Annotated in this window: 10 protein-coding genes, 1 tRNA gene and 1 pseudogene; 11 read left to right on the forward strand and 1 reads right to left on the reverse strand. The window is 39.5% G+C overall.

Annotated features, from left to right (window positions below):
- Positions 1 to 101 precede the first annotated feature (101 nt).
- From yajC to gap, 5 genes are all read left to right on the forward strand, one after another.
- Entirely contained in the window at positions 102 to 401 is a 300-nt protein-coding gene (gene yajC / locus D8855_RS07690; protein WP_049492702.1) for a preprotein translocase subunit YajC, read from the forward strand.
- A 46-nt stretch (positions 402 to 447) separates the two neighbouring features.
- The gene (locus tag D8855_RS07695; RefSeq protein WP_049486625.1) at positions 448 to 891 is read left to right on the forward strand and encodes a low molecular weight protein-tyrosine-phosphatase; all 444 of its coding nucleotides are present in this window, start codon (positions 448 to 450) and stop codon (positions 889 to 891) included.
- A complete protein-coding gene (locus D8855_RS07700; RefSeq protein WP_070482056.1) occupies positions 878 to 1288 on the forward strand; it encodes an MORN repeat-containing protein in 411 nt (136 codons plus the stop codon). Before D8855_RS07695 ends, D8855_RS07700 begins: the two co-directional genes overlap by 14 nt.
- A gap of 299 nt (positions 1289 to 1587) precedes the next feature.
- Complete coding sequence (gene adhE, locus D8855_RS07705; protein WP_115904675.1) at positions 1588 to 4239, forward strand: bifunctional acetaldehyde-CoA/alcohol dehydrogenase; 2652 nt, start codon at positions 1588 to 1590, stop codon at positions 4237 to 4239.
- 320 nt (positions 4240 to 4559) lie between these two features.
- Positions 4560 to 5570 (forward strand): type I glyceraldehyde-3-phosphate dehydrogenase, encoded by a 1011-nt coding sequence (gene gap, locus D8855_RS07710; RefSeq protein WP_000260662.1) that lies wholly within the window; start codon positions 4560 to 4562, stop codon positions 5568 to 5570.
- A gap of 67 nt (positions 5571 to 5637) precedes the next feature.
- Here gap and D8855_RS07715 read toward each other — a convergent pair whose 3' ends face one another.
- A complete protein-coding gene (locus D8855_RS07715) occupies positions 5638 to 6513 on the reverse strand; it encodes an RluA family pseudouridine synthase (protein ID WP_125416825.1) in 876 nt (291 codons plus the stop codon).
- A gap of 86 nt (positions 6514 to 6599) precedes the next feature.
- On the opposite strand from D8855_RS07715, the gene pbp2a reads away from it, so the two are divergent.
- The 6 genes and pseudogenes from pbp2a to D8855_RS07745 all read left to right on the forward strand — a co-directional run bounded on the left by pbp2a (position 6600) and on the right by D8855_RS07745 (position 10442).
- Positions 6600 to 8795: a penicillin-binding protein PBP2A gene (pbp2a, locus tag D8855_RS07720; protein WP_020903606.1), complete on the forward strand. Its 2196-nt coding sequence runs from the start codon at positions 6600 to 6602 to the stop codon at positions 8793 to 8795.
- A 52-nt stretch (positions 8796 to 8847) separates the two neighbouring features.
- A complete protein-coding gene (gene rpmG / locus D8855_RS07725) occupies positions 8848 to 9000 on the forward strand; it encodes a 50S ribosomal protein L33 (RefSeq protein WP_001809375.1) in 153 nt (50 codons plus the stop codon).
- Positions 9001 to 9009: 9 nt separating this feature from the next.
- On the forward strand, positions 9010 to 9186 hold the full coding sequence (gene secE, locus D8855_RS07730) for a preprotein translocase subunit SecE (RefSeq protein ID WP_001210991.1): 177 nt from the start codon (positions 9010 to 9012) through the stop codon (positions 9184 to 9186).
- Positions 9187 to 9240: 54 nt separating this feature from the next.
- Positions 9241 to 9777 carry a transcription termination/antitermination protein NusG gene (gene nusG, locus D8855_RS07735; protein ID WP_049486629.1) on the forward strand — a complete coding sequence of 179 codons (537 nt, stop codon included), beginning with the start codon at positions 9241 to 9243 and terminating at the stop codon, positions 9775 to 9777.
- A gap of 120 nt (positions 9778 to 9897) precedes the next feature.
- Positions 9898 to 10280 (forward strand): annotated as a pseudogene (locus D8855_RS07740) (sigma-70 family RNA polymerase sigma factor).
- 90 nt (positions 10281 to 10370) lie between these two features.
- Positions 10371 to 10442: transfer RNA gene (locus D8855_RS07745), tRNA-Glu, on the forward strand.
- Positions 10443 to 10565 lie beyond the last annotated feature (123 nt).

The raw sequence follows: 10565 nt of genomic DNA on the forward strand, positions 1-10565 counted from the left end.
GTTTTTCTTACTAGAAAAACAAGGCACAATCTTGTAAAAGTAGCTGAAATTTGATATAGTAGTCCTATGTAAAATACAAAGGAGAAAATACTATGGAAAATATTAGTCCAAATTTAACATTTGTGATCATGCTTGTAGGTATGTTTGCCTTGATGTTCTTTATGCAACGCTCTCAAAAGAAACAAGCACAAAAACGTATGGAAAGCTTAAATAAACTGCAAAAAGGCTATGAAGTGATTACAATCGGTGGACTTTACGGAACAGTCGATGAAGTAGATACTGAGAAGAGAACCATTGTTCTTGATGTCGATGGAGTTTACTTGACTTTTGAACTAGCTGCTATCAAGACAGTATTACCGCTGAAAGAAACAGCTTCACTAGAAGGCGCAATTGAAAAATAAGACGGGATTACTAACTCCCGTTTTTCTATAAAAGAAAGGAAATGGGATGAAAAAACTAGCCTTTGTCTGTTTGGGAAATATTTGTCGCAGCCCTATGGCCGAGTTTGTTATGAAATCAATGACAGATAATTATGAAATCCAAAGTCGAGCGACTTCCTCTTGGGAACATGGTAATCCGATTCATAAGGGAACTCAAGGGATTTTTCAACAGTATGAGATTCCTTATGAAAAAGGCAAGACATCGCTTCAGATTAGTAAGGAAGATTTTGAAGCCTTTGATTATATTATCGGTATGGATGCTTCAAATGTTTCTGACTTACGTCAGATGTGTCCAGCAGACTGTAAAGATAAGATATACTCATTCGCACCTGAAAGTGTTCCAGATCCTTGGTATACAGGAGATTTTGAGGAAACCTATCAGCGTGTTCAAGAGGGTTGTCAAGCTTGGTTAGAACGTTTAGAAAAGGGGAGTGAAGATGGAAAATCTTAAGAATTTTTACGACAAGTATCGTGTCTATCTGACTCGTCCACGTTTAGAGCTTTTGGCAGTAGTTACCATTGTTTTTTGTGCTGTACTCGTCTTTTTTCTAAATATTCCAGGAAAAGGTGTTCTAAAGCTTGATAATGGAACGATTGTTTACGATGGCAGTCTTGTCCGTGGTAAAATGAATGGGCAAGGTACCATTACCTTCCAAAATGGAGACCAGTATACTGGTGGTTTCAACAATGGAGCCTTCAACGGAAAAGGTACCTTTCAATCTAAAGAAGGCTGGACCTACGAAGGTGATTTTGTAAATGGTCAGGCTGAAGGAAAAGGAAAACTAACAACAGAACAAGAAGTTGTTTATGAAGGGACTTTTAAACAAGGCGTTTTTCAACAAAAATAAAGCCTCCTTATCAAAGGAGGTATTGTTAGCATCTAAAAGTAAGCGCTTACTAGAAAATCTATCTCTTTCCAAGCCCCTCTTCCAAGCAAGTTTGTGAAATAAAAAATATTTGAAATTAATTTCACAAACTCTAAAGAAAAAACTTGACAAGTGAAGAAAATAAGAAAAATTTCACAAACAATAAAAAATTCTTTGTGAAATGTTTATGAAACTGTTTACAAAGTTGAAATAATGCGTTATAATAAACTTGTGAAAAAATTAACAAAGGATATCGATCCTTGAAAGCTATGGAGGAAAATATGGCTGATAAAAAAACTGTGACACCAGAAGAAAAGAAACTCGCTGCTGAAAAGCATGTCGATGGCTTGGTGCAAAAAGCTTTAGTTGCTCTTGAGGAAATGCGTAAACTCGACCAAGAACAGGTCGACTACATCGTAGCTAAAGCGTCAGTGGCAGCTTTGGATGCCCACGGAGAATTGGCTCTACATGCCTATGAAGAAACAGGACGTGGTGTATTTGAAGACAAAGCAACTAAGAACTTGTTTGCTTGTGAACACGTAGTAAACAACATGCGTCACACTAAAACAGTTGGCGTTATCGAAGAAGACGATGTAACAGGATTGACTCTTATCGCTGAACCAGTTGGTGTTGTTTGTGGTATCACTCCAACAACAAACCCAACATCAACAGCAATCTTCAAATCATTGATTTCATTGAAGACACGTAATCCAATTGTCTTTGCCTTCCACCCATCAGCACAAGAATCATCTGCTCATGCAGCTCGTATCGTCCGCGATGCAGCTATCGCAGCTGGTGCTCCTGAAAACTGTGTGCAATGGATTACTCAACCATCTATGGAAGCAACAAGTGCCCTTATGAACCACGAAGGTATTGCAACAATCCTTGCAACGGGTGGTAATGCCATGGTTAAAGCGGCATACTCATGTGGTAAACCAGCTCTTGGGGTAGGTGCCGGAAACGTGCCAGCTTATGTTGAAAAATCAGCTAACATTCGTCAAGCTGCACACGATATCGTCATGTCTAAATCGTTTGACAACGGTATGGTCTGTGCATCTGAACAAGCGGTTATCATTGATAAAGAAATTTACGATGAATTTGTAGCAGAGTTCAAATCTTATCACACTTACTTTGTAAACAAAAAAGAAAAAGCACTTCTCGAAGAATTCTGCTTCGGCGTCAAAGCAAACAGTAAAAACTGTGCTGGTGCAAAATTGAACGCTGACATCGTTGGTAAACCAGCAACTTGGATTGCAGAGCAAGCAGGATTTACAGTTCCAGAAGGAACAAACATTCTTGCTGCAGAATGTAAAGAAGTTGGTGAAAACGAGCCATTGACTCGTGAAAAATTGTCACCAGTTATCGCAGTTTTGAAATCTGAAAGCCGTGAAGATGGTATTACTAAGGCTCGTCAAATGGTTGAATTTAACGGTCTTGGACACTCAGCAGCTATCCACACAGCTGACGAAGAATTGACTAAAGAATTTGGTAAAGCTGTTAAAGCTATTCGTGTTATCTGTAACTCACCTTCTACTTTCGGTGGTATCGGGGACGTTTATAATGCCTTCTTGCCATCATTGACACTCGGATGTGGTTCTTACGGACGCAACTCAGTTGGGGATAACGTTAGTGCCATTAACCTCTTGAATATCAAAAAAGTCGGAAGACGGAGAAATAACATGCAATGGATGAAACTTCCTTCAAAAACATACTTTGAACGTGATTCAATTCAATACCTTCAAAAATGTCGTGACGTAGAACGTGTCATGATCGTTACTGACCATGCCATGGTAGAGCTTGGTTTCCTTGATCGTATCATTGAACAACTTGATCTTCGTCGCAATAAGGTTGTTTACCAAATCTTTGCTGATGTAGAACCAGATCCAGATATCACAACTGTAAACCGTGGTACTGAGATTATGCGTGCCTTCAAACCAGATACAATCATCGCTCTCGGTGGTGGATCTCCAATGGATGCTGCTAAAGTAATGTGGCTCTTCTACGAACAACCAGAAGTGGACTTCCGTGACCTTGTTCAAAAATTCATGGATATCCGTAAACGTGCCTTCAAATTCCCATTGCTTGGTAAGAAGACTAAATTCATCGCTATCCCAACTACATCTGGTACAGGATCTGAAGTAACTCCATTTGCCGTTATCTCTGATAAAGCAAACAACCGTAAATACCCAATCGCTGACTACTCATTGACACCAACTGTGGCAATCGTAGACCCTGCTTTGGTATTGACAGTTCCTGGATTTGTTGCTGCTGATACTGGTATGGACGTATTGACTCACGCAACTGAAGCTTACGTATCCCAAATGGCTAGCGACTACACTGACGGTCTTGCACTTCAAGCAATTAAACTTGTATTCGAAAACCTTGAAAGCTCAGTTAAGAATGCGGACTTCCACTCACGTGAGAAAATGCATAACGCTTCAACAATCGCTGGTATGGCCTTTGCCAATGCCTTCCTAGGTATTTCTCACTCAATGGCCCATAAGATTGGTGCGCAATTCCACACAATCCATGGTCGTACAAATGCTATCTTGCTTCCATACGTCATCCGCTACAACGGTACACGTCCAGCCAAGACAGCAACATGGCCTAAGTACAACTACTACCGTGCAGATGAAAAATACCAAGATATCGCACGCATGCTTGGACTTCCAGCTTCTACTCCAGAAGAAGGTGTGGAATCTTACGCAAAAGCTGTCTACGAACTTGGTGAGCGCGTAGGTATCCAAATGAACTTCAAAGCACAAGGAATTGATGAAAAAGAATGGAAAGAACATTCTCGTGAATTGGCCTTCCTTGCTTATGAAGATCAATGTTCACCAGCTAACCCACGTCTTCCAATGGTTGACCATATGCAAGAAATCATCGAAGATTCTTACTATGGCTACAAAGAAAGACCAGGACGCCGTAAATAATTGTTTATCAGCCTAGAGGCAGGAATTTCCTGTCTCTTTTCTTGTAGAATTGGAGTATTGAAAATAATTTTTAGCTTTTCTGTTTTCACTTTTCATCTGAAAAGGAAAGTGAGAAATGACTAGGTAGACAAATAAAGACAGCAGTATAGGCTTTTGAAGGAGAAAGAAAAATAAGTGGGGTATAGACAAAAAACAACGCCCGTACTTGCAATTCAACTCAAATAGTTATATAATAGGTTTGTTGAAAGGTGATTTGTAGTGATTCAAGTTACTCTTTTCACAATAAAAATTTCATGATTTTCATAAGGAGGAAATCACTAATGGTAGTTAAAGTTGGTATTAACGGTTTCGGACGTATCGGTCGTCTTGCTTTCCGTCGTATCCAAAACGTAGAAGGTGTTGAAGTTACTCGTATCAACGACCTTACAGATCCAGTTATGCTTGCACACTTGTTGAAATACGACACAACTCAAGGTCGTTTCGACGGTACTGTTGAAGTTAAAGAAGGTGGATTTGAAGTTAACGGTAAATTCATCAAAGTTTCTGCTGAACGTGATCCAGAACAAATCGACTGGGCTAACGACGGTGTAGAAATCGTTCTTGAAGCTACTGGTTTCTTTGCTAAGAAAGCAGCTGCTGAAAAACACTTGCACGCTGGTGGAGCTAAAAAAGTTGTTATCACTGCTCCTGGTGGAAACGACGTTAAAACAGTTGTATTCAACACTAACCACGACGTTCTTGACGGTACTGAAACAGTTATCTCAGGTGCTTCATGTACTACAAACTGCTTGGCTCCAATGGCTAAAGCTCTTCAAGACAACTTTGGTGTTGTTGAAGGATTGATGACTACTATCCACGCTTACACTGGTGACCAAATGATTCTTGACGGACCACACCGTGGTGGTGACCTTCGCCGTGCTCGCGCTGGTGCTGTAAACATCGTTCCTAACTCAACTGGTGCTGCAAAAGCTATCGGTCTTGTAATCCCAGAATTGAACGGTAAATTGGACGGAGCTGCTCAACGTGTTCCTGTTCCAGCAGGTTCTGTAACTGAGTTGGTAGCAGTTCTTGAAAAGAACGTTACTGTTGACGAAGTGAACGCAGCTATGAAAGCAGCTTCAAACGAATCATACGGATACACTGAAGATCCAATCGTATCTTCAGATATCCTAGGTATGTCTTACGGTTCATTGTTTGACGCAACTCAAACTAAAGTTCTTGACGTTGACGGTAAACAATTGGTTAAAGTTGTATCATGGTACGACAATGAAATGTCATACACTGCACAACTTGTTCGTACTCTTGAATACTTCGCAAAAATCGCTAAATAATTCATGAGTCGATAAAAAGCAAGGCCTTTGGTCTTGCTTTTTAAATATTTAAAAATGGATGACGCTATCATCCATTCTTTTTTAATTCTTTTTCAAAAGTATCTGATAGGGTAGTGAAGTTTAATTTCTCTAGAGTAAGCGGATGGGTAAAGGACAGACGAAAGGCGTGGAGCATAAGCCGACTCGTCTTTGATTTGCTATTATAGAGAGGGTCACCCAGGATCGGGAAGTTATGATGCGAAAGGTGCACACGAATTTGATGTGTTCGCCCTGTCTTTAGTTTGCAACGAACCAAGGAAGTTTTGTTTGGTAATTGCTTTAATCTGCTTACATGTGTTTCAGCATATTGCCCATTTTTTGTATCAACTATTCGTTTTCTGCGGTCATGGCGATTACGTCCGATTTTGTCCCTGAAAACAAGCTCTTTGCTACTGATATTTCCATCAACTAGTGCCCAGTACTCCCTAGAAATCTCTTTTTTCTCCAGTAAGCGATTGAGAATAGGCAGGATAAAAGGATTTTTGGCAAAGAGAACCAAGCCACTGGTTTCCATGTCTAGACGATGAACGACATAGCAGGTTTGGCCAACATAGGCACTGACATGGTTAAGAAGGGCGATTTCGTTTGGCTGATTACCATGCGTTTTCATCCCCTCTGGTTTGTTGACAATAATCAAGTGTTGATCTTGATAAACCTCTTGAACGAGGTTAGGATTGCCCCAAGGGATTTCTTTTTCGGGATAATCTTCCTTGTCAAAAGTTAACTGGCAAATATCTCCAGGCTTCACCCCCTCGTTCCAGCGAACTTCTCGCTGATTAATTAAAATATGTTTTTTGATTCTCAAAAAATGCCGGATTTTTCTAGGGATGAGGAGTTGTTCCTCAAGTAATTGCTTTACCGTCATTTGAGGTCTAGAGTCTGGTAATGTAAATGTGAATTTCATACAGATATTGTAACAAAAAAAGCCCTATTTGGATAGGAAATAGCTAAATTCTTGTCTTCCTATGATGAAGATGATAAAATAAACGCATGAAATTAGATAAATTATTCGAGAAATTTCTTTCTCTTTTTAAAAAAGAAACAAGTGAATCAGAGGATTCTGATTCTACTAGCTTACGTCGTTCTCGCAGTGATAGAAAAAAATTAGCCCAAGTGGGTCCAATTCGAAAATTCTGGCGTCGCTATCATCTAACAAAGATTGTCCTTATACTAGGTCTGAGTGCAAGCTTGCTAGTTGGAACCTATTTGTTTGCTGTAGCCAAGTCAACCAATGTCAATGATTTGCAAAATGCCTTGAAAACTCGAACTCTTATTTTTGACCGTGAAGAAAAGGAGGCTGGTGCCTTATCTGGTCAAAAAGGAACCTATGTTGAACTGACTGATATCAGTAAAAATTTGCAGAATGCCGTTATTGCGACAGAAGACCGTTCTTTCTATAAAAATGACGGGATTAACTATGGTCGTTTCTTCTTGGCTATTGTCACTGCTGGTCGTTCAGGTGGTGGCTCTACTATTACCCAACAGCTGGCTAAAAATGCCTATCTGTCGCAGGATCAAACTGTTGAGAGAAAAGCGAAAGAATTTTTCCTTGCTTTAGAATTAACAAAAAAATATAGTAAGGATCAAATTCTAACCATGTACCTTAACAACGCTTATTTTGGAAATGGTGTGTGGGGGGTTGAAGATGCGAGTAAGAAATACTTTGGAGTTTCTGCGTCAGAAGTGAGTTTGGATCAAGCTGCGACTCTGGCAGGGATGCTCAAAGGACCGGAACTGTATAACCCCTTGAAATCTGTAGAAGATTCTACTAATCGTCGTGATACTGTCTTGCAAAATATGCTTGCAGCGGGTTACATTGATAAAAACCAAGAAACCGAAGCTGCAGAAGTTGATATGACTTCGCAATTGCACGATAAGTATGAAGGAAAAATCTCAGATTACCGTTATCCTTCTTACTTTGATGCGGTTGTTAATGAAGCTGTTTCCAAGTATAATCTAACAGAGGAAGAAATTGTCAATAATGGCTACCGCATTTATACAGAGCTGGACCAAAACTATCAAGCAAATATGCAAGTTGTCTATGAAAATACAGCTCTATTTCCTAGGGCAGAGGATGGAACATTTGCTCAATCAGGAAGTGTAGCTCTCGAACCGAAAACAGGGGGAGTTCGTGGAGTTGTCGGTCAGGTTGCTGGCAATGATAAAACTGGATTCCGGAATTTCAACTATGCAACTCAATCAAAACGTAGCCCTGGTTCTACAATTAAGCCTTTAGTTGTTTATACGCCGGCAGTTGAAGCAGGTTGGGCTTTGAATAAGCAGTTGGATAACCATACCATGCAGTATGACAGCTATAAGGTTGATAACTATGCAGGGATCAAAACGAGTCGAGAAGTTCCTATGTATCAAGCCCTGGCAGAATCGCTTAATCTACCTGCTGTGGCCACTGTTAATGATTTGGGCGTTGATAAGGCTTTTGAGGCGGGCGAGAAATTCGGACTCAACATGGAAAAGGTCGATCGTGTTCTTGGTGTCGCCTTGGGAAGCGGTGTTGAAACCAACCCTCTTCAAATGGCTCAAGCGTATGCTGCCTTTGCAAATGAAGGTTTAATGCCGGAAGCTCATTTTATTAGTAGAATTGAAAATGCTAGTGGTCAGGTTATTGCGAGCCATAAAAATTCACAAAAACGGGTGATTGATAAGTCTGTAGCTGACAAGATGACCAGTATGATGTTGGGAACATTTACAAACGGAACAGGTATTAGTTCATCTCCTGCAGATTATGTCATGGCAGGAAAAACTGGTACAACTGAAGCTGTTTTTAATCCGGAATACACAAGTGACCAGTGGGTGATTGGTTATACTCCGGATGTAGTGATTAGTCACTGGCTTGGTTTCCCTACCACTGATGAGAGCCACTATCTAGCAGGATCTACTTCAAACGGTGCAGCCCATGTCTTTAGAAACATTGCAAATACCATTTTACCTTATACGCCAGGAAGTACCTTTACAGTTGAAAATGCTTATAAGCAAAATGGAATTGCACCAGCCAATACAAGAAATCAAGTACAGAGTAATGAAGAAAATCAGGCGGATAATAGCCTTTCTGATATTAGAAGTCGTGCACAAAATCTGGTAGATGAGGCTAGCCGTGCCATCTCGGATGCTAAAATTAAGGAAAAAGCTCAAACGATATGGGATTCGGTAGTCAATCTATTTCGTTAAGATGCTTGTCAAAGCCTGGCTTTCTTGTTATAATAGATAAGATGGAGGCGTTATGGCACTAAAAAAAGCAAGCCTAGCTTGTGCGGTTTGTGGTTCGAGAAACTATTCAATCAAGATCAGCGGAAACCCCAAGCCAACACGACTAGAAGTAAATAAATTTTGTAAACATTGTGGTAAGTACACTACACACAGAGAAACGAGATAGGAGAGAGCGATGCGTTTTATTGGAGATATTTTTAGACTTCTTAAAGACACAACATGGCCAACTCGCAAGGAAAGCTGGAGAGATTTTCGTTCTATTATGGAATACACAGCTTTCTTTGTAGTAATTATTTACATTTTTGACCAGTTGATTGTTTCAGGTTTGATTCGATTTATTAACATTTTTTAGAAGGCTAGTGGAGTTAATTACACTAGAAATCTTCTATTTATGAAAGGAAATATCATGGATAGTTTTGATAAAGGGTGGTTTGTTTTACAAACTTATTCTGGTTATGAAAATAAGGTAAAAGAAAATCTATTACAACGTGCACAAACCTACAATATGTTGGATAATATTCTACGCGTTGAAATTCCAACACAAACAGTGCAAGTTGAAAAAAATGGAAAGAGAAAAGAAGTAGAAGAAAATCGCTTTCCAGGTTATGTTCTTGTAGAAATGGTCATGACAGATGAAGCTTGGTTTGTTGTTCGAAATACACCAAATGTTACAGGATTCGTCGGATCTCACGGAAATAGATCAAAACCAACTCCATTATTGGAACAAGAAATTCGTGATATCTTGGTTTCTATGGGACAAACTGTACAAGAGTTTGATATCGATGTTGAAGTTGGTCAAACTGTACGTATTATTGATGGTGCTTTTGCAGATTATACCGGTAAGATTATAGAGATTGATAACAATAAAGTGAAGATGATTATCTCTATGTTTGGTAATGACACAGTTGCAGAAGTAAACCTAAACCAAATCGCAGAATTATAACCCAAAGAGAGGCTTGCCCTCTCTTTTTTGTGCAGTTGAGGCAGTGTAGAGAACAGAATGGGGGAAATGTGCCAAAAGTGTTTCTGAATCTGTTAGACTGTATCTAGAAAGGGGGACGTTATGTTTAAAGAATTATATGAAGAAGTCCAAGGGATTGTATATAAGTGTAGAAATGAATATTACCTTCATTTATGGGATCTATCGGATTGGGACCAAGAGGGTATGATTTGCTTGCATGAATTGATGAAAGTCAAAAACGAAGATATGATAAAGAACCCTATGAAGAAGTAGGTGAGCTTAGTCATCGTATAAGCGAGGGAGGTCTCTGGCTAGATGATTATTATCTCTTTCATGAGACACTAAGAAATTATAGAAACAAACAAAGTAAAGATAAACAAGAAGAGTTAGAACGCGTCTTAAGAAATGAACGCTTCCGAGGTCGTCAAAGAGTATTAAGAGACTTACGTATTGTATTTAAAGAGTTTGACATCAGTACATACTAGGAAGCCATGCAAAAAATGAAAAAAACAGAAAAAGGTGTTGACAAAGGTGAAAAAGTCTGTATAATAGTAAGAGTTGAAAATAACAACTCAGGTCCGTTGGTCAAGGGGTTAAGACACCGCCTTTTCACGGCGGTAACACGGGTTCGAATCCCGTACGGACTATGGTGTATTGTGGTTGAGGCACTTGATGAAAAAAGTTAAAAAAGTTTCAAAAAAGTGTTGACAAGCGAAAGCGGCTGTGATATACTAATATAGTTGTCACTTGAGAGAAGTGAGTGACAAAGA

This window comes from Streptococcus mitis, from assembly GCF_003942685.1.
GTDB classification, from domain to species: domain Bacteria; phylum Bacillota; class Bacilli; order Lactobacillales; family Streptococcaceae; genus Streptococcus; species Streptococcus mitis_CD.